Source organism: Inquilinus sp. OTU3971, from assembly GCF_038440215.1.
Genome location: NZ_JASATH010000100.1, coordinates 1 through 18,574 on the forward strand (window position 1 = coordinate 1; position 18,574 = coordinate 18,574).

The window sequence follows — 18,574 nt, forward strand, 5'->3', positions numbered from 1 at the left end:
GTATAAGGGGGAGCCGGTTGCCGGCAAACGGCGCAGTGTGAATCGCACCCGTGACCGCGATCACATCCCATTCACGGAAGGCGGCGTAGACATGATCCCGGGCCTTGAGCCCGAGGAATAGGATCATGTTGCTCCGCACCATCATCTGGGTTTACGGCGTCATGCTGCTGATCGGCTTCTACATGGGCTCGACGCCCATCTGAGCCCTCAGGCCGACCCGGCCTTTCCGCGATCGAGATAATAGCGCAGCAGCGCGACCGAGCTGTCGTCGTCCCATTCGGCGGCACCCTCCTGCCGGCCCACAACGGTGCCGTCGCGGTCGATCAGCAGCGTCGTCGGCAGGCCGCGGGCGCCGAACTGCGCCGGCGACCGGCCGCCGGGGTCGAGATAGGGCGCCAGCGCCGCGATCTTGTTGGCGGCGAAGAAGGGCTGCACCTTGGCCAGCCCCTCGCGGTCGATCGACAGCGCCAGCACGGTGAAGTCGGCGCCGCCCAGCTTGGCCTGCAGCCGGTCCAGCGCCGGCATCTCCTTGACGCAGGGGGCGCACCAGGTCGCCCACAGATTGACCAGCACCACCTTGCCCTTGAAGTCGGCGAGACGAAGGGTGTTGCCCGCAGCGTCGGAGAAGGTAATCTCCGGTGCCGGCTCAGGCCGGTCGGCCAGGACGAAGCTGGCGACGGTGCCGCCGAGAGGCGGCCGGCCCTCCGGGGTCCGCAGCGTCCACCAGGCCGCGCCCGCCGCCAGCAGCGCCAGGCCGGCCACGCCCGCGGCGATCGTTGCTCTCTTCCTCATCCGGTCCGCACCCCATGTCCGATCCGACCCAGCCTGCCACCCCCGTCGTGCCCGATAAAGGCACCAATCCGATGTGGGGCGGCCGCTTCGCCGCCGGGCCGGCTGCGATCATGGAGCGGATCAACGCCTCGATCGGCTTCGACCGCAAGCTCTGGGCCCAGGACATTGCCGGGTCGCGCGCTCATGTCGCAATGCTCGCCGCCCAGGGCATCGTGTCCGCCGAGGATGCCGCCGCGATCGACCGCGGCCTCGAGCAGATCGCCGGCGAGATCGCCGACGGCCGCTTCGAGTTCAAGACCTCGCTCGAGGACATCCACTTCAATGTCGAGTCGCGTCTGACCGAGATCATCGGCCCGGCCGCCGGGCGGCTGCATACGGCGCGCAGCCGCAACGACCAGGTGGCGACCGATTTCCGCCTCTGGGTGCGCGACGCCTTCGACCGGCTGGAGCAGGGGCTGCAGGCGCTGCAGGCGGCGCTGATCGGCCAGGCCGAACGGCACGCCGACACCATCCTGCCCGGCTTCACCCATCTGCAGGTGGCGCAGCCGGTCACCTTCGGCCATCACCTGCTGGCCTATGTCGAGATGCTGGGTCGCGACCGCAGCCGCGTCGCCGACGCCCGCGCCCGGGCCAATGAATGCCCGCTCGGCGCCGCCGCCCTGGCCGGCACGCCCTATCCGATCGACCGGCACATGACGGCGCAGGCGCTCGGCTTCGACCGGCCGACCGCCAATTCGCTCGACAGCGTCTCCGACCGCGACTTCGCGCTCGACTACCTCGCCACCGCCGGCATCTGCGCTATGCACCTGTCGCGGCTGGCGGAGGAGATCGTGTTCTGGTCGACGCCGCAGTTCCGCTTCGTCCGCCTGTCCGACGGCTTCTCCACCGGCTCCTCGATCATGCCGCAGAAGCGCAACCCGGACGCGGCGGAGCTGGTGCGCGGCAAGGCCGGCAGGGTGTTCGGCAGCCTCGGCGCGCTGCTGACCGTGATGAAGGGCCTGCCCCTGACCTATCAGAAGGACATGCAGGAGGATAAGGAACCGGTCTTCGATGCCGACGACACGCTGATGCTGTGCCTGGCCGCCATGACCGGCATGGTCGAGAGCTGGACCGTCAACGCCGAGGCGATGCGCCGGGCCACCGAGGCCGGCTTCCCGACCGCGACCGACCTGGCCGACTGGCTGGTGCGGACCCTGGGCGTACCGTTCCGCGACGCCCATCACATCACCGGCCACTTGGTGAAACGGGCGGAGGACAAGGGCTGCCGCCTGTCCGACCTGCCGCTCGCCGAGATGCAGGCGGTCCATGCCGGCATCACCGACGCCGTCTTCGCCGTGCTGACCGCCGAGGCCTCGGTCGCCAGCCGCAAGAGCTACGGCGGCACCGCGCCCGACCGGGTGCGCGAGGCCGTCCAAGCCGCAAAGGAGCGTTTCCTGTGAAACCGTCTGCCGTCCTGCGTCTTCTCCTCGCCGCCACCCTGGCCCTTGGCCTCGTCGCCTGCGGCAAGAAGGCGGCCTCGGTCAGCCCGCCCGACCCCAAAACCTCCGCCTATCCACGAGGCTACCCGAGCACATGACCGCCTTCGCCTATCGGAACGGCGCCCTCTTCGCCGAGGATGTCGATCTCGCCGCCGTGGCCGCGCAGGTCGGCACGCCGGCCTATGTCTATTCGGCCGCGGCTCTGGTGGCGAATTACCGCGCCTATGTCGACGCGCTGGCCGGGCTGCCGATCGCCGTCTGCTTCGCCGCCAAGGCCAATTCCAACCTCGCGGTGCTGCGCACCCTGGTGCAGCAGGGCGCCGGGATCGACGTGGTCTCGACTGGCGAGATGAAGCGGGCGCTGGCCGCCGGCTGCCCGGCCGACCGCGTCGTCTTCTCCGGCGTCGGCAAGACCGTGGAGGATCTGGAGGCGGCGCTGCTGGCCGACATCCACCAGATCAACGTGGAATCGCTGCAGGAGCTGGAACTGCTGTCGCAGGTGGCGGTGCGGCTGCGGCGCGACGCGGTCGTCGCCTTTCGGGTCAACCCCGACGTCGACGCCAAGACCCACACCAAGATCTCGACCGGCCGCAAGGGCGACAAGTTCGGCATCGAGCTGGAGGACGCACCCCTGGCCTTCGAGCGGGCGCGGGCGCTGCCGGGCATCCGCGCGGTCGGCATCGCCGCCCATATCGGCAGCCAGCTCCTCGATCTGTCGCCCTATCGCGACGCCTATCGCCGCCTGGCCGAGCTGGTGCGCGAGCTGCGCGCCGCCGGCCACGTCGTCGAGCGGCTCGATCTCGGCGGCGGCATCGGCATCTCCTACAGGGGCGACCCGGCCCCGGCCCTGGCCGACTATGCCCGCATCGTGCGGGAGACGGTGGGCGATCTCGGCTGCCATCTGATGGTCGAGCCCGGCCGGTCGATCTGCGGCGATGCCGGCGTCCTATTGTCGCGGGTGATCTTCATCAAGCCGGGGCGGACGCGGAACTTCGTGATCCTCGACGCGGCGATGAACGACCTGATCCGGCCGGCGATGTACGAGGCCTGGCACGGCATCGTGCCGCTGCGCCAGCCGGCGGAAGGCGCGGCCGAGGCCGAATTCGACGTGGTCGGCCCGGTCTGCGAGAGCAGCGACACCTTTGCCAAGGCCCGCTCCCTGCCGCCCCTGGCCGCCGGCGACCTCGTCGCCTTCACCGGCGCCGGGGCCTATGGCGCGGTGATGGCCTCGACCTACAACACCCGGCCGCTGGTGCCGGAGGTGCTGGTCGACAAAGATCGGTTTGCCATCGTCAGAAAACGGCCCACATTTGAAGAGATGGTTGCCGGGGAGAGCCTGCCGCCCTGGGTGGCCCAGGCTGGACTGACGACGGAGGCGTAGGAGGAGAGGTGGCCCGCAGCCCGACGGAGGCCCCCAGGTCGACGGAGCCGGCCGAGCCGCGCGTCAAGATCGCGCTGGCATGGCTGGCTGCGGCCTGGGAGGCGGCATGGCGCGCCGCCTGGCCCGTCGCCACCGTGCTCGGCGCCTTCCTCGTCCTCGCCGGCTTCGACCTGCTGCCCGACCTGCCGGGTTGGCTGCATGCCCTGATCCTGGTCGCCTTCGCCGCGGCGCTGGTCGTCGCCAGCCGGCCGCTGTGGCGGCTGCGCCTCCCGAACGGGCTGGCGGCGCGGCGCCGGCTGGAGCGTGACAGCGGCATCGAGCACCGGCCGCTGACCGCCCTGCACGACACCCAGGCCACCGGCACCTCCGACCCGCTCAGCCGTGTGCTGTGGCAACGCCATCTGGCCCAGCGCGCCGCCCAGCTGCGCCTGCTCAGGCCCCGTCTGCCGCGGCCGCGCAACGCCGAGGCCGACCGCTTCGCCCTTCGCGGCCTGGTGGTGATCGGGCTGATCCTGGCCGCGGTCGCCGCCGGCGACGACTGGCGTGGGCGGCTCGGCCGGGCGTTCTCGCCCGGGCTGTTCGGCGCCACCGCCGCCACTGCGCCGCGGCTCGACCTGTTCGTCACCCCGCCCTCCTACACCGGCAGGCCGCCGATCTACCTCACCGCCGGACAGGTGGCCGTGCCCGGGGCGGGCCAGCCGGCGCCGGGTCCGATCGAGATCCCGGTCGGCAGCGCCCTGGTCGGCCGGGTCGCCGGCGGCGACGAGGCTCCCACCCTCAGCCTCGCCGGCAGCGACACCGCCTTCACCCCGATCGAGGGCGGCAACTACGAGCTGCAGGCCAAGGTCACCGGCGGCGACCGGCTGTCGGTCAGCCAGGACGGCACGGTGCTGGGCGACTGGCCGGTGAAGGTGGTGCCCGACGCGCCGCCGACCGTCGCCTTCGCCGATAAGCCGAAGCCGACCGAGCGCCAGGCGCTGCGGCTCGACGCCACCGCCGGCGACGATTACGGCATCGCCACCCTGACCGCGACCGTCACCCTGGCCCCGGGCGCCCCCGCGGTGCTGGACCAGACGCCGATGACCATCCCGCTCTCGGTGCCGGGCCGCTGGCCGCGCGAGGTCAAGACCACCTCCTACCAGGACCTGACGCCGCATGCCTGGGCCGGACAGGCGGCCGACATCGTGCTTACCGCCACCGACGCGGCGGGGCAGAGCACCAAGACGGCGCCCGAGCGGGTGACGCTGCCGGAGCGCGAATTTCACCACCCGGTGGCCCGGGCCATCATCGAGCAGCGCCGGATCCTGACCCTGCAGCCGGACCAGTCGGAAAGCGTGGCCGAGACGCTGGACATGCTGTCGCAGCGGCCGGACCGTTATTATGACGACCGGGTGGTGTTCCTGGCGCTGCGCACCGCCGCCCGGCGGCTGTTCTTCGCCGAGGACGCGAAGCCGCATGTCGCGCCGCTGCGCGACCTCTTGTGGGACACCGCGCTCCGGATCGAGGACGGCGACATGTCGCTGGCCGAGCGGTCGCTGCGCGAGGCGCAGCAGCGCTTGGCCGACGCGCTGGAGCGCAACGCCAGCGACGAGGAGATCAAGCAGCTCACCGACGAGTTGCGCCGGGCGATGGACCGCTACCTGCAGGCGATGGCCGAGCAGATGCGGGACAAGATGCAGCGCGGCGAGCTCAAGGAGATGCCGCTGCCGCCGGACGCGCAGATCATGGACCGGAAGCAGTTCCAGGACATGATCGACCGGATGCAGCAGCTGTCCGAATCCGGCGCCAAGGACCAGGCGCGGGAGCTGCTGTCCCAGATGCAGAACATGATGGAAAACCTGCAGATGGGGCAGATGAGCCAGCAGCAGGCCGAGGCGCAGCAGCGCGCCATGAACCTGCTGAAGGACCTGCAGAAGCTGACCAATGCGCAGCGCCAGCTGCTCGACCAGACCTTCCGTCAGCAGCAGGCCCAGGAGGGCGGCGAGGAGGGCGACCCGTCGCAGCAGCAGGGCACGCCGGAGCAGAACGCCCAGACCCAGGAGGCGCTGCGCCGGGCGCTGGGCGAGCTGATGCGCGAGCTCGGCGACATGAGCGGCGACATCCCGATGCCGCTCGGCCGGGCCGAGCGGGCGATGAAGCAGGCGGGCGAGGCCCTGGCACAAGGCGACCCCGGCGGCGCCGTGCCGTCGCAGACCGAGGCGCTGGACCAGCTGCAGCAGGGGCTGCAGGGCATGGCGCAGCAGATGATGGAGGCCATGGGCGCCCAGCCGGGCATGGTCGGCCGGGCCCAGAACGGGCAGATGTTCGAGAACCAGGATCCGCTGGGCCGGCCGATGACCAACAGCGGCGGCACCACCGACGGCGATGTCGGCCTGCCGACCAAGTTCGACACCGAGCGCGCCCGCGCCATTCTCGACGAGCTGCGCCAGCGGCTGAACGACCGCTCGCGCCCGCCGCCGGAACGGGATTATATCGAAAGGCTGCTGCGCCAATTCTGAGCGCGGCCATTCCCGCCAGGACGAGGACCATCGTGACGGCGATCACGCTCGAGACGATCCGCGACGCGCGCGCCCGCATCGCCCCCTATGTGCTGCGCACCCCGACCCTGCCGCGGGAGCTGCTGAGCAGCCTGCTCGGCCTGCCGGTGGTGACGAAGCTGGAGCTGCTGCAGCATGGCGGCTCGTTCAAGGCGCGCGGCGCCTTCAACGCCATGCTCAGCCTGGGCGAGGCCGAACACGCGGCCGGGGTGGTCGCGGTCTCCGGCGGCAACCACGCGCTCGGCGTCGCCTATGCCGCCCGCGTGCTGGGGCTGAACGCCACGCTGATCATGCCGAATGCGACGCCGGAGAACTATGTCGCCGGCACCCGCGCCGAGGGGGCGGAGGTGGTGCTGGTCTCCGACATCGCCGCCGCCTTCGCCGAGGCCGAGCGCCAGGCCGCCGCGGGCCGTACCCTGATCCATCCCTTCGACGACCCGCGGGTGATCTCCGGCCAGGGCACGATGGGGCTGGAGCTCCTGGAGGACGCGCCCGACACCACCGACATCATCGCCTCGATCGGCGGCGGCGGCATGATCTCCGGCGTCATCACCGCGGTGAAGGCGCTGCGGCCGGAGATCCGGATCTGGGGCGTCGAGACCGAAGGCGCCGACGCCATGAGCCAGGCCCTGGCCGCCGGCAAGCCTGTGCGCCTGCCGGCCATCACCTCGATCTCCACCACCCTCGGCGCGCCGTCGGTCTCCGAGCGCACCCTGGCGATCGTGCGCGACGCGGTGGAGGAGGTGCTGGTGGTGCCGGACGCCGAGGCGGTGCGCGGCGTGCAGGTCCTGGCCGAGCAGGCCAAGGTGGTGACCGAGCCCGCCGCCGGCTGCACCCTGGCCGCGGCGCTGCGGCTGAAGGACCGGCTGCCGCGCGACGCTCGGGTGGCGCTGATCCTGTGCGGCGGCAACGTCTCGCTGGCCGACATCGAACGCTGGCGAGCGCGGTTCGGCATCAGCTGATCGGTCCGGAGGCTCGCTACGGCGCGGTGCCGGTCTGCGCGCCGATCTCCAGCCGGGTGGCGGCGTCGGGCGCGGCCTCGACCGTCACCGCCACCTGCACCGACTCGTCCGGCGCCAGCGATTCGGTCGTCACCACCAGCGGCGTGCGCGCCACCACGGTGCGGCTGGCGTCCAGCAGGCGCACCTCGATCGGCGGCACCGGCCGGGTGATCAGCGCCCGGTTCTCGACCCGGCCGGTGACCACCACCTGCTCGACGCCGCTGCCGGCGACGCGCCGCACCTCCAGCTCCCGCAGCACCAGCCCGCGGCCGAGCGCGCCGGTCTCGACCGGCTGCGCCACCGGCACGCCGATGGTGTCGTACAGGCGGATCGCCGGCGGCCAGAAGCGGACGATCGAATCGCGGGCGAAATAGCCCACCCCGGCCAGGCCGCCGACCAGCAGCACCGCCAGCGCCAGGCCGACCGCCGGGCCGTCGCGCCGGCGCGGCGTGATCACCACCGGCAGGTTGGTGATATGCCCCGCGGCCGAGGGCGGAGTCGCCGCCCATGCCGCCGGGCCGACCAGCACCGGCTGCGGTTCGGGCGGCGGCGGCGCCGGCACCGGTTCGACCGCCGATTCGCGCCAAAGATGGCCACAGCGGGCGCATTTGACGCGCCGGCCGTCGGGGCCGATCGCCGCCGGATCGACGAGGTAACGGGTCGAACAGCTGGGGCAGGTGACGATCATGGCGCGTTATCGCATGCCGCTTTGCCGCTGCCTATATCATCCGAGGCGATTTTGTGAATGGCGCGAAGGAGTTGCGGAACCAGGCCGAAGGATGTCGCTCCGGGGCCGTGACGCGGCCGCATAATCTTGCCACGATCCGCCCCCTTCCTGTCCCGGCGCCGTGACCGCGGCCGTGGCGCAACAGCAGTTCGTTGATGTCGAGTACCGTTGACCCTCCCCCGAAGCCCCGGCCCTGGCGCCGCCGCCTGCGCCGGATACTGCTGCTGCTGATCGTGCTGGCGGCGGCCTGGGCGCTGGGGCTGGCCTGGTTTGTGGCCCAGGCCGGGCGCGGCGGCGAGGTCGACCCCGATCACACCGACGCCATCGTCGTGCTGACCGGCGGCAGCGAGCGGCTGCGCGCCGGGCTCGACCTGCTGGCGCGCGGCGTGGCCGAGCGGCTGCTGGTCAGCGGCGTGCACCGCGACGTCAGGCTGGAGGAGCTGTTCGCCCTGTCGCCGACCGATGATTCGCTGCGCTGCTGCGTCGATCTCGGCTATTCCGCCGCCGACACCATCGGCAACGCGCAGGAGGCGGCGACCTGGATGCGGGCGCATGGCTTCCGCAGCCTGCGCCTCGTCACCTCGAACTACCACATGCCGCGCAGCATGCTGGAGTTCCGCGCCGCGATGCCGGAGATCGAGATCAAGCGTCAGCCGGTCGACCCCGGGACGGTGCATCTCGACCGCTGGTGGGCCTGGCCCGGCACGGCGCGGCTGATCGTCTCCGAATACAACAAATTCCTGGTTGCGCTGGCGCGTGTCACCCTGGGCAGGATATAGGGCGTCATGACCATCCTGCGCTCAGCCCTCTTCAACCTGCTGTTCTTCGGCTGGACCACGCTGTGCTGCTTCGCCCTGCTGCCGGCGCTGTTCCTGCCGCACCGGGTGACCATGGCCTGGATCTTCGTCTGGCTGCGCGGCGTGCATTGGGTGGAGAAGACCATCCTCGGCATCGACTACCGCGTGGTCGGGCGCGAGAACCTGCCGGACGGCGCCTGCATCGTCGCCGCCAAGCACCAGTCGGCCTGGGAGACGCTGAAGCTGCACCTGCTGCTGCCCGACCCGGCGATCGTGCTGAAATCCGAGCTGCTGAAGGTGCCGGTCTGGGGCAAGTACCTGCTGAAGACCGGCATGATCCCGGTCGACCGTGGTGCCGGCAGCCGGGCGGTCCGCGCCATGATCGAGCATGCCAAGGTCCGGGTGGCGGAAGGCCGGCCGATTGCGATCTTCCCGCAGGGCACCCGCACCGCGCCCGGCACCTGGCGGCCCTACCGCATCGGCGTCGGCGCCCTGTATGAGGGCTTAAGCGTGCCGGTGGTGCCGATGGCCCTGAACTCCGGCGTGTTCTGGGGTCGCCGCGCCTTCCGCAAACGCCCCGGCACGATCACGGTCGAGTTCCTGCCGCCGATCCCGCCCGGCCTGCCGCGCGAGGAGATGATGCGGCGGTTGGAGGAGGAGCTGGAGACGGCGTCCGAGCGCCTGTCGGTCGCCGCCGGCGGCCCGCCGACGCCGCGCCCGGCCGGGGCGACGGCCACGGTCTGACCGCAGGTTGCGCAGCTTCCGTCCGCTCCTGCTCCTCGTCGCGGTCGCCGGCCTGTCGCTGCTCGCCGTGGCGCTGGTGCTGCGCCTGCCCGGCGCCGCCGCGCTGACCGGCAATGCCGACGTCCTCTATCTGCCGGCGCTGTTCGACGACCTGCATCGCGGCCTCGACGCCCTGCGCGGCTGGCACCTGACCCCCGGCCCCTATGTCTTCCCCGACATGCTGGTCTACGGCCTGGCCAATCTCGCGACCGGTGATTTCCGCCAGGCCCTGCCCGTCGCCGCGGCGCTGCAGTTCGGTCTTTACCTGTTGCTCGGCGCTGCCGTTCATCGCGCTGCCGGCGGTCGGTCGGCCGCCATGGCCGTGGCCGTCCTGGCCGTCGTTCTAGCGCTGCTCTTCGCCTTCGGCTGGGGGCTGGCCGGATTCTACGCGTTGAACTGGCTGATCTACCCCTTCGTCGTCACCTTCCATTTCGGCGCTATCCTGGTCGCGGCCGCGGTGCTGCTGCTGGTGCTGCGCCAGCTCGACCGGCCGGGCCCGTGGCTGTTGATCGGGCTGGCCGGGCTGATCCTGGCCGGGGTGCTGTCGGACAGCTTCGTCCTGCCCTATGCCGCCGCCCCGGCCCTGGCGCTGTCGCTGCTCTGTGCCCTGGCGCCGCGCAGCCGCGGGGCTGCCCTGGCGGCCGCGGCGGCGGTCGGCGCCGCGGCGCTGGCCGCTTTCTTGCTGCAGGGCTGGATCAACCCGCTGAACGGGGTCTATCGCGACCAGCTCGACCTCGGCATCGGCTACGGCCTGTTCCGGCTCGGCGGCGTGCTCTGGCGCGCGAACTGGGCGGAGCTGGCGGTCAATCTCGGCCTGATCGCCTTCGCCCTGCTGCCGGTGCTCCGCACGCTCGCGGTGCTGCGCGGCCTGACGGCCGGCGAGCGCGAAATAGGGCCCGCCGACCGGATCGCGGTGTTCGCAGCCGCGTCCTCGCTGGTCACGCTGCTGGCGGTGGTGCTGTTCGGCATCTTCCGCGACGACTCCTTCCTGCGCTATTTCCAGCCCTGGCTGTTCCTGACCGCGCTGTGGCTCGCCCATGTCGCCGCCGACCGGCTGCGGGTGCCAGCCTGGCCGGTGGGGACGGTGCTGACGGTCCTGCTGGCGGCCGCCGCCGCGCTCTGGGCCCGGCCGGCTCAGCTGGCGGCGCGGATCGAGCCGCCCACGACGCTGGCCTGTTTCCAGGGTCCCGCCGCCGGCCTCGCCGGCTACTGGTGGGCCAAGCCGCTGATGCTGCATTCCGGACGGCGAGTCCAGATCGTCCAGGTGGCGCGCAACGGTGCGCCCTATCATTGGATCATCAACCGGGACTGGGCCTGGCAGGAGCGGGCCGGCGGCGCCCCGCCCTTCGGCTTCATCCTGATGGACGGGCTGAACGCCCGCGCGGTGATCGCCCGCTACGGCATGCCGGACCGGGTGGAGCGCTGCGCCGGCATCCCGCTGTGGCGCTACGACGACCCCGACCGGCTGCGCCGCCCCCTGGCCGCCGCCACGCCGGTGACCCTACCGGATTAGCAGCCGTGTCGTCTGCGATGGCAGCCTCGGCTATGCTCGCAGTCCTTCTTGGGGGAGAAGACAGATGAATGCTGAAACGACCACGCCTGCCTGGCAGTCGATCGCCATTCTCGTCGGCCGGCTGATCTTCGCCGCGGTCTTCCTGATGGCTCTGGTCTTCAAGGTCATGGATATCGATGCCACCGCCGGCTATATCGCCATGGCGGGGTTTCCGGCGCCGCTCCTGCTGGCCTGGCTGGCCGCGATCTTCGAATGCGTCCTGGTGATCTGCTTCCTCACCGGGGCGTATTTCACGGAAGCGGCACTGCTTGCGGCGGTCTATGTCGTCTTCCTGGGCTTCGCCTTCCACGGCCCGTCGCACTGGGCCGGAAACCAGGCCGAGTTCGGCTTCTTCGTCGACCATTTCACCTTCCTGGCCGGGCTGCTCTTCGCCGCGGTGCACGGGCCCGGCCGGATCCTGGCGCTGCGCCGCTCGGCGTTCGGCCGGCCTTAGTCTTCAGGCCAGGCCGCCATCGCCCGGCGCACGATCTTCATCAGATCGTCGCGACCGGCCCCGTCCAGCGCCTGCACCGACAGGCCCTGGATGATGGCGCCGTAGAACCGCGCCAGCTCGTCCGGGTCGGTGCCGGGCGGCAGCTCGCCCTCCTCCAGGGCGCGGGCGAAGCGGGTGCGCAGGCGCGCCACCGTGTTGCCGCGCATCGACGTCACCATCGCCGCCGCCGGCCGGTTCTCCGGGGCGCAGGTCAGGACCGCGGTCGAGATCATGCAGCCGGGCGGGTGGGCCGGGTCGCTGAAGTCGCGGGCCGAACCCTCCAGGATCAGCCGTACCGCCTCGCGCGCCGTCGGCGCCGCCATCGCCCAGGGGGCGGCGCGCTGCGGATCGGCGCGATAGCGGTCCAGCGCCTCGCGGTATAGCCGCTCCTTCGACCCGAAGGCGCCGTACAGGCTGGGCGTGGTGATGCCCATCGCCGCGGTCAGGTCGGCGACCGACGCCCCCTCATAGCCCTGGCGCCAGAACACCGGCAGCGCCCGATCCAGCGCCGCATCGCGGTCGAAGCCCCGGGGGCGGCCGCGGGATCGCGGCGGATCTGTTTTCATAGCGATCGATCTGAAAATCCGGTTGACGAACTCTCTGCGATCATATTTCGTAGCGATCCATCTGAAAATGGAGTCCTGCGATGACGCTCGTTCCGTTCGCCGCCGATCCCGTCCTGTCGCCGCGGATCGACGCCGTGGTCGACCGGGCGCTGGCGGAGAAGCGCATCGTCGGCACCGTGGTGCTGGTGGCGCGGGACGGCCGGCTGGTCTATCGCCGTGCCGCCGGCCTGGCCGACCGCGAGGCCGGCCGTGCGATGCGCGAGGACTCGGTGTTCCTCTACGCCTCGCTGACCAAGCCCATGGTCACCGTCGCCGCCCTGCGGCTGGTGGAGGAGGGGCGGATCGCCCTGGCCGACCCGGTGACGAAATACCTGCCGGACTTCCGCCCGAAACTGGCCGACGGCGGCGAGCCGGTGATCACCATCCACCACCTGCTGACCCACACCGCCGGCCTGATCTACGGCTTCACCGAGCCGGCGGACGGCCCCTATCACCGCGCCGGCGTGTCCGACGGGCTGGATGCGCCGGGCCGGTCCTTCGCCGAGAATCTGCGCCGCATTGCCTCGGCCCCGCTGGCCTTCGCTCCGGGCTCGGCCTGGGCCTATTCGGTGGCGCTCGACGTGCTCGGCGCGGCGCTGGAGCAGGCAGCGGGCGAGAGCTTGGCGGAGATCGTGCAAAGTCGCATTACCGGGCCGCTCGGGCTCAAGGATACCGGCTTCGCCCCGCCGGACCGGTCGCGCCTGGCCGCCGCCTATGCCGATGACGCGCCGGAGCCGGTGCGGATGGGCGAGCACTACATCACCCCCGCGCCGCGACCCTTCGCCGGGCTCAGCTACGCCCCCGGCCGCATCTTCGACCCGGCGTCTTACCCCTCCGGCGGCGCCGGCATGGCCGGCACGGCCGGCGACTTCCTGGTGTTCCTCGAAACCCTGCGTCGCGGCGGCGCGCCGATCCTCAAGCCGGAGACCGTGAAGGCCATGGCCACCAGCCAGATCCCGGGGCTGGCGATGCCGGACTCGCCGGGCACAACCTTCGGCTACGGCTTTGCGCTGGTGGCCGATCCGGCGGCGGCCGGGGTGCCGATGACCGCCGGCACCTGGCGCTGGGGCGGCGTTTACGGCCATTCCTGGTTCGTCGATCCGGCGAAGGGGCTGGCCGTGGTCGGCCTGACCAACACCGCGCTCGAGGGCATGAAGGGCGAATTCGTGACCGACCTGCGCGCCGCGATCTATGCCGGGCTGGAATAGCGGGATCCTGGGGCCTGCCACTGTCCCTGGTTGACCGAGCCTGACCGCACCCCCATCCTTTGGGGGTGCGTCTGTCTGCGGGAGGTCCGTCGTGGCCGAGCCGGGCGATATCGCGACCCAGATCTGGGACATGAAGTACCGGCTGAAGCAGCCGGACGGCACGGCTGTCGACCTGTCGGTCGAGGACAGCTGGCGCCGGGTCGCGACCGCCGTGGCCGCCGCCGAATCGGACCCGAAGCTGTGGGCCGAGCGCTTCCTCGGCATCCTGCGCGACCACCGCTATCTGCCGGCCGGCCGCATCCTGGCCGGCGCCGGCACCGGGCGCGACGTCACCCTGTTCAACTGCTTCGTCATGGGCACGGTGCCGGACAGCATGGCCGGCATCTTCGCCCATCTGCGCGAGGCGGCGCTGACGCTGCAGCAGGGCGGCGGCATCGGCTACGACTTCTCCACCATCCGGCCGAAGGGCGCGCCGGTGGCCGGCGTCGGGGCCGACGCCTCCGGCCCGCTGTCCTTCATGGATGTGTGGGACGCGATGTGCCGCACCATCATGTCCGCCGGCTCCCGCCGCGGCGCCATGATGGCCACGCTGCGCTGCGACCATCCCGACGTGGTCGACTTCATCGAGGCCAAGCGCACCCCCGGCCGGCTGCGCATGTTCAACCTCTCGGTCCTGGTCACCGATCCGTTCATGCAGGCGGTGGCGGAGGACGCGCCCTGGGACCTGGTGTTCGGCGGCCGCGTCTTCCGCACCCTGCCGGCGCGCGAGTTGTGGGACCGGATCATGCGCTCGACCTATGATTCGGCCGAGCCCGGCGTGATCTTCATCGACCGCATCAACGCGCAGAACAATCTCGCCTATTGCGAGACGATCCAGAGCACCAATCCCTGCGTTACCGCGGACACCTGGGTCCAGACCATGGACGGCCCCCGTATGGTCGGGGACCTGCTGGGCCGGCCGTTCGTCGCTCTGGTGAACGGGCAGCTGGCCTCTTCCGGGCCGGAAGGCTTCTTCCCGACCGGCCGCAAGCCGGTGCTGCGGCTGGAGACGGCGGAAGGCCATGTCTTGCGGCTGACGGCGGACCATCCGGTTCTGGTCGCGACCGAGGTGTCACGCTTCCGGATCGAGACCGAGTGGCGCAAAGCCGGCGAATTGCAGCCCGGCGATCGAGTCCGGCTGCACGATCACGGCGATAGTCTCGTCTGGCCCGGCTTCGGCTCGGAAGACGAGGGGTACCTCCTCGGGCTGCTGATCGGCGACGGCACGCTGAAATCCGACAAGGCCGTGCTCTCGGCCTGGCCGGGCGAGGCCGCGGTCAACGGCGACGACGCCCGTCCGGGCATTGCCGGGGTGATGGCGGCGGCGCTTGCGGCCGCCCGCTCGCTTCCGCACCGGGCCGATTTCGTCGGCTGGATGCGCGTCCCCGGCCGGGGCGAAAGGCGGCTCAGCCTCGCCGCGCTGCGCGACCTGGCGCTGTCGCTCGGCCTCGCACCCGGTCGCAAGACGATCACGCCGGCGGTCGAGCGTGCATCCTCGGCCTTCATCGTCGGCCTGCTGCGCGGCCTGTTCGATGCCGATGGATCGGTCCAGGGCACCCGGGAGAAGGGCGTCAGCATTCGCTTGGCGCAGAGCGACCTGGGCCTGCTGCGCGCGGTCCAGCGCATGCTGCTGCGGCTCGGCATCGCCTCGGCGATCTACGCCGACCGCCGCGCCGCCGGCCCGCGCCTGCTGCCCGACGGCAAGGGCGGGCGCCGCTCCTATGACTGCTCCGCCGACCACGAGCTCGTCATCGCCGGATCCAGCATGGCCCGGTTCGCCGCCCGGATCGGCTTCGCCGACACGGAGAAGCGGACAAGGCTCGACAGGATGCTGGCCGGCTACTGGCGGGTGCTCAATCGCGAGCGGTTCCTCGCCACTGTCCGGCGGCTGGAGCCGGGCGGGGAGGAGGAGGTCTACGATGTCCGGATTCCCGGCCCGAACGCCTTCGACGGCAACGGCCTGGTTCTGCACAATTGCGGCGAGCAACCCCTCCCCCCCTATGGCGCCTGCCTGCTCGGCTCGGTCAACCTGGCGAAGCTGGTGGTCGATCCGTTCACGCCCCGGGCCCGCTTCGACCACGAGGCGCTGGCGGAGATCGTGCCGGTTGCCATCCGGCTGATGGACAATGTCGTCGACGTCTCGCGCTTCCCGCTGCCGGAGCAGCAGGCCGAGGCCTGGGCCAAGCGGCGCATCGGCCTCGGCGTCACCGGCCTGGCCGACGCCTTCCTGATGCTGGGCGTGCGCTACGGCTCGCCCGAATCGGCGGCGCTGACCGAGGAGTGGCTGGGCGCGATCAAGCTGCACTCCTACCGCGCCTCGGCCGAGATCGCGGCGGAGAAGGGGGCGTTCCCGCTGTTCGACCGCGACCAGTTCCTGGCCGCGCCGGGCGTCGCCGAGCTGCCGGAGGAGATTCGCGACCTGATCGCCCGGCACGGCATCCGCAATGCCCTCCTGACCTCGATCGCCCCGACCGGCACCATCTCGCTGTTCGCCGGCAACGTCGCCTCGGGCATCGAGCCGGTTTTCGCCTGGACCCACACCCGCAACGTGCTGCTGCCCGACGGCAGCCGCCGCGCGGAGACGGTAGAGAATTACGCCTACCGCCTGTTCCGCGAGATCCATGGCGCCGACTCAGCCCTGCCGGACCATTTCGTCGACGCCCAGACGCTGGAGCCGGCCGACCATCTGGCGATCCAGGCGGCGGCGCAGAAGCACATCGACAGCTCCATCAGCAAGACCATCAACTGCCCCGAGGACCTGTCCTTCGACGCCTTCAAGAACATCTATGCCCAGGCCTATGCGCTGGGCTGCAAGGGCTGCACCACCTACCGGCCGAACCCGATCACCGGCGCGGTGCTGGAGGCCAAGCCCCAAATGGCGGAAAGGGGGGCGTCGCCGAAGGGAGCGGCCGACGCCCCCGGCCTCAGCCTGCCCGCGGCCCGGCCGGAGGTGCTGCCGGGCGAGACCTACAAGCTGCGCTGGCCGGACAGCGACCATGCCATCTACGTCACCCTCAACGACGAGGTGGTCGACGGTCGCCGGCGGCCGTTCGAGATCTTCATCAACTCGAAGAACATGGAGCACTACGCCTGGACCGTGGCGCTGACTCGGATGATCAGCGCCGTGTTCCGCCGCGGCGGCGACGTCGCCTTCGTGGTCGAGGAGCTGAAGGCCGTGTTCGACCCGCGCGGCGGCCAGTGGATGGGCGGCCGCTACGTGCCGTCGCTGCTGGCCGCGATCGGCGAGACGATCGAGCGGCACATGGTGGCGACCGGCTTCCTGGCGAAGCCGGAGGGCATCGTGCCGGAGGTGGCGGTCGAGGTTACGGCCGAGCCGGTGGGTAACCCGGGCCGGCCGCCGGGCCGGTCCTGCCCGAAATGCGGCCACCCGACCCTGATCCGGCAGGAGGGCTGCGACACCTGCCTGAACTGCGGCTATTCGCGCTGCGGTTAGGCCGGCTCCGCCGCCTCCGCCACTCGTTCCGCCAGCGCGAACAGGGCGCCGTCGCGGATGCCCAACTCGCGCAGATGCTCGACCGTGTTCAGCAGGTAGTCGCGGTTCGGCCCGCTGCTGCCGATGCCGGTGCGGATCATCGCCAGCGTCTCCTCCGGACCCAGCGCGCCGCGGTACTGATGGTGGCGGCGATCGGCCAGGAAGCAGCAGGCGGTGACCGGGCCCGAGGGCAGCCGGATCTGCTTCAGGCTCGGGCGGTAGACGCCGGTCACCATCTCGCGTTCCCAGAGATAGGCGACCACCTCCTGCACATACTCCGGCGCCACCTTGAAGGCCATGCCGCGGCACGAGCCGCCGCGGTCGAGGCCCAGCACCAGCCCTGGCCGTTCCGGCGTGCCGCGGTAGCGGTGGGAGAGGACGCAGAAGCGGCGGTGATAGCCGTGCAGCACCGCTGGCTGCCGCTCGAGATGCAGGAAGCCCGGATTCCACATCAGCGAACCGTAGCCGAACACCCAGAGCGACTCGCCCGGGATCAGCGGCAGGTTCGGCGTCTTCCAATCGTGATGACCATCGGCCATCCGCAAGATGTAGCGTGTTGCAGGTGCGAAGGGGAGGGGCGTCGTGTCGCGTTCCGCTGGTTCGGCTTGACTCCGAGGCCCGGTCGCGGCCACGTGCCCTCCTCGCGCCACCATCCGGGACCGCCATGCGTCGCCGCCGTATCGTCGTCGTTCCCACCACCCTCGTCGCCCTGCTCGCCGCCGGCTGGACCGGCGGCTGGTACTGGGCCGCGGGCAAGGTCGAGGCCCAGGCGCAGGCCTTCGCCGCCAATCCGCCGCCCGGGGTCACGGTCGATCCTGGCACGCTGAGCGTCGAGGGCTTCCCGCTGGCCTTCACCGTCGAATCGCAGGCGCCCAGCCTGCGCCGGATCGACGGGCTGACCTGGAACGCCGCCGGGGTGGTCGCCACCGCCAAGCCGTGGACCCTGCCCGAGGTCGGCTTCACCATCGCGCCGCCGCAGCGCATCACCCTGCCGGGAAGCCCGGCCCTGACCGCTGACGTCAAGGGCTCGGGCAGCGGCAGCGCCCGCATCGGCAGCGACGGCAAGCCGAATCGGGTGCTGCTGACCCTGTCCCAGGTCGAGCTGACCGGCGGGCTGCTGCAGGCGCCGCTGCCGATCGCCCGGATCAATGGCTCGGTCGATCGGGCGCCGGAGGAGGCCGGGGCCGGCGCCGCCGCCTCGCTCGACATCGAGGGGCTGGAGACGCCGGATCTCGGCCTGGAAGCGATGGGCCGGCGGGTCGACATGGTGGCTGCGCGGCTGACGGTGCTGGGCCCGCTGCCGAAGGCCGCGACCGTGCCGGAGCTGACCGCATGGCGGGCGGCCGGCGGCAAGCTCAGGGTCGACAAGCTGGCGCTGCGCTGGGGGCCGCTCGTGATCGACGCCGACGGCACGCTCGACCTCGACGACAAGCTGCAGCCCCAGGGCACGCTGACGGCGAAGATCCGCGGCTACGGTGCGGTGATCGAGGATCTGCAGAAGGCCGGCGTGGTGAAGGATCGGGATGCCGGCTTCGCCAAGGTCGGGCTCGACCTGATGGCCGGCCAGCCGGCGGCGGACGGCACCCGCACCGTCACCGCCCCGATCACGATCGAGAAGGGCAAGGTCTCCTTCGGCCCGCTGCAGGTGGCGAAGCTGCCGGAGATCCGCTGGCAGCAGTGACCGGTTG

16 protein-coding genes are annotated in these 18,574 nt (G+C 71.4%); 12 read left to right on the forward strand and 4 right to left on the reverse strand.

Translation table 11 applies throughout. The annotated features are described in order from the left end of the window. Positions 1-207 precede the first annotated feature (207 nt). Positions 208-792 carry a TlpA family protein disulfide reductase gene (locus tag AAHM41_RS23200; RefSeq protein ID WP_342238960.1) on the reverse strand — a complete coding sequence of 195 codons (585 nt, stop codon included), beginning with the start codon at positions 790-792 and terminating at the stop codon, positions 208-210. 14 nt (positions 793-806) lie between these two features. Between AAHM41_RS23200 and argH the strand changes: the two genes are divergently transcribed. From argH to AAHM41_RS23225, 5 genes are read left to right on the forward strand one after another with little or no spacing between them, the layout of a single operon-like run. Then, positions 807-2,231, forward strand: a complete 1,425-nt coding sequence (gene argH / locus AAHM41_RS23205; protein ID WP_342238961.1) for an argininosuccinate lyase — start codon at positions 807-809, stop codon at positions 2,229-2,231. Then, positions 2,228-2,368, forward strand: a complete 141-nt coding sequence (locus tag AAHM41_RS23210) for a hypothetical protein (protein ID WP_342238962.1) — start codon at positions 2,228-2,230, stop codon at positions 2,366-2,368. Before argH ends, AAHM41_RS23210 begins: the two co-directional genes overlap by 4 nt. Beyond that, positions 2,365-3,651: a diaminopimelate decarboxylase gene (gene lysA, locus AAHM41_RS23215; protein ID WP_342238963.1), complete on the forward strand. Its 1,287-nt coding sequence runs from the start codon at positions 2,365-2,367 to the stop codon at positions 3,649-3,651. The genes AAHM41_RS23210 and lysA overlap by 4 nt, the downstream gene beginning before the upstream one ends. 8 nt (positions 3,652-3,659) lie before the next feature. After that, positions 3,660-6,149: a TIGR02302 family protein gene (locus AAHM41_RS23220; RefSeq protein ID WP_342238964.1), complete on the forward strand. Its 2,490-nt coding sequence runs from the start codon at positions 3,660-3,662 to the stop codon at positions 6,147-6,149. 32 nt (positions 6,150-6,181) lie between these two features. After that, positions 6,182-7,150 carry a threonine ammonia-lyase gene (locus AAHM41_RS23225; RefSeq protein ID WP_342238965.1) on the forward strand — a complete coding sequence of 323 codons (969 nt, stop codon included), beginning with the start codon at positions 6,182-6,184 and terminating at the stop codon, positions 7,148-7,150. Positions 7,151-7,166: 16 nt separating this feature from the next. Here AAHM41_RS23225 and AAHM41_RS23230 read toward each other — a convergent pair whose 3' ends face one another. Beyond that, a complete protein-coding gene (locus tag AAHM41_RS23230) occupies positions 7,167-7,877 on the reverse strand; it encodes a DUF3426 domain-containing protein (protein ID WP_342238966.1) in 711 nt (236 codons plus the stop codon). A gap of 194 nt (positions 7,878-8,071) precedes the next feature. Between AAHM41_RS23230 and AAHM41_RS23235 the strand changes: the two genes are divergently transcribed. The 4 genes from AAHM41_RS23235 to AAHM41_RS23250 all read left to right on the forward strand — a co-directional run bounded on the left by AAHM41_RS23235 (position 8,072) and on the right by AAHM41_RS23250 (position 11,502). Further along, positions 8,072-8,695, forward strand: a complete 624-nt coding sequence (locus tag AAHM41_RS23235; RefSeq protein ID WP_342238967.1) for a YdcF family protein — start codon at positions 8,072-8,074, stop codon at positions 8,693-8,695. A 6-nt stretch (positions 8,696-8,701) separates the two neighbouring features. Then, entirely contained in the window at positions 8,702-9,457 is a 756-nt protein-coding gene (locus AAHM41_RS23240; RefSeq protein ID WP_342238968.1) for a lysophospholipid acyltransferase family protein, read from the forward strand. A gap of 7 nt (positions 9,458-9,464) precedes the next feature. Continuing rightward, a complete protein-coding gene (locus AAHM41_RS23245; protein WP_342238969.1) occupies positions 9,465-11,009 on the forward strand; it encodes a hypothetical protein in 1,545 nt (514 codons plus the stop codon). A 64-nt stretch (positions 11,010-11,073) separates the two neighbouring features. Beyond that, positions 11,074-11,502, forward strand: coding sequence for a DoxX family protein (locus tag AAHM41_RS23250; RefSeq protein WP_342238970.1), 429 nt, complete (start codon positions 11,074-11,076; stop codon positions 11,500-11,502). Here the strand turns inward: AAHM41_RS23250 and AAHM41_RS23255 are convergent. Further along, entirely contained in the window at positions 11,499-12,107 is a 609-nt protein-coding gene (locus tag AAHM41_RS23255; protein ID WP_342238971.1) for a TetR/AcrR family transcriptional regulator, read from the reverse strand. The genes AAHM41_RS23250 and AAHM41_RS23255 overlap by 4 nt on opposite strands. Before the next feature lie 80 nt (positions 12,108-12,187). Here AAHM41_RS23255 and AAHM41_RS23260 point away from each other — a divergent pair, with 80 nt between their 5' ends. Both AAHM41_RS23260 and AAHM41_RS23265 read left to right on the forward strand, forming a co-directional pair. Then, positions 12,188-13,354 (forward strand): serine hydrolase domain-containing protein, encoded by a 1,167-nt coding sequence (locus AAHM41_RS23260; protein ID WP_342238972.1) that lies wholly within the window; start codon positions 12,188-12,190, stop codon positions 13,352-13,354. A 91-nt stretch (positions 13,355-13,445) separates the two neighbouring features. After that, positions 13,446-16,847 (forward strand): LAGLIDADG family homing endonuclease, encoded by a 3,402-nt coding sequence (locus tag AAHM41_RS23265; RefSeq protein WP_342238973.1) that lies wholly within the window; start codon positions 13,446-13,448, stop codon positions 16,845-16,847. Here AAHM41_RS23265 and AAHM41_RS23270 read toward each other — a convergent pair. Continuing rightward, positions 16,844-17,425, reverse strand: coding sequence for a gamma-glutamylcyclotransferase (locus AAHM41_RS23270; protein WP_342238974.1), 582 nt, complete (start codon positions 17,423-17,425; stop codon positions 16,844-16,846). The genes AAHM41_RS23265 and AAHM41_RS23270 overlap by 4 nt on opposite strands. 125 nt (positions 17,426-17,550) lie before the next feature. On the opposite strand from AAHM41_RS23270, the gene AAHM41_RS23275 reads away from it, so the two are divergent. Beyond that, positions 17,551-18,567 (forward strand): DUF2125 domain-containing protein, encoded by a 1,017-nt coding sequence (locus AAHM41_RS23275; RefSeq protein WP_342238975.1) that lies wholly within the window; start codon positions 17,551-17,553, stop codon positions 18,565-18,567. Positions 18,568-18,574: the final 7 nt, after the last annotated feature.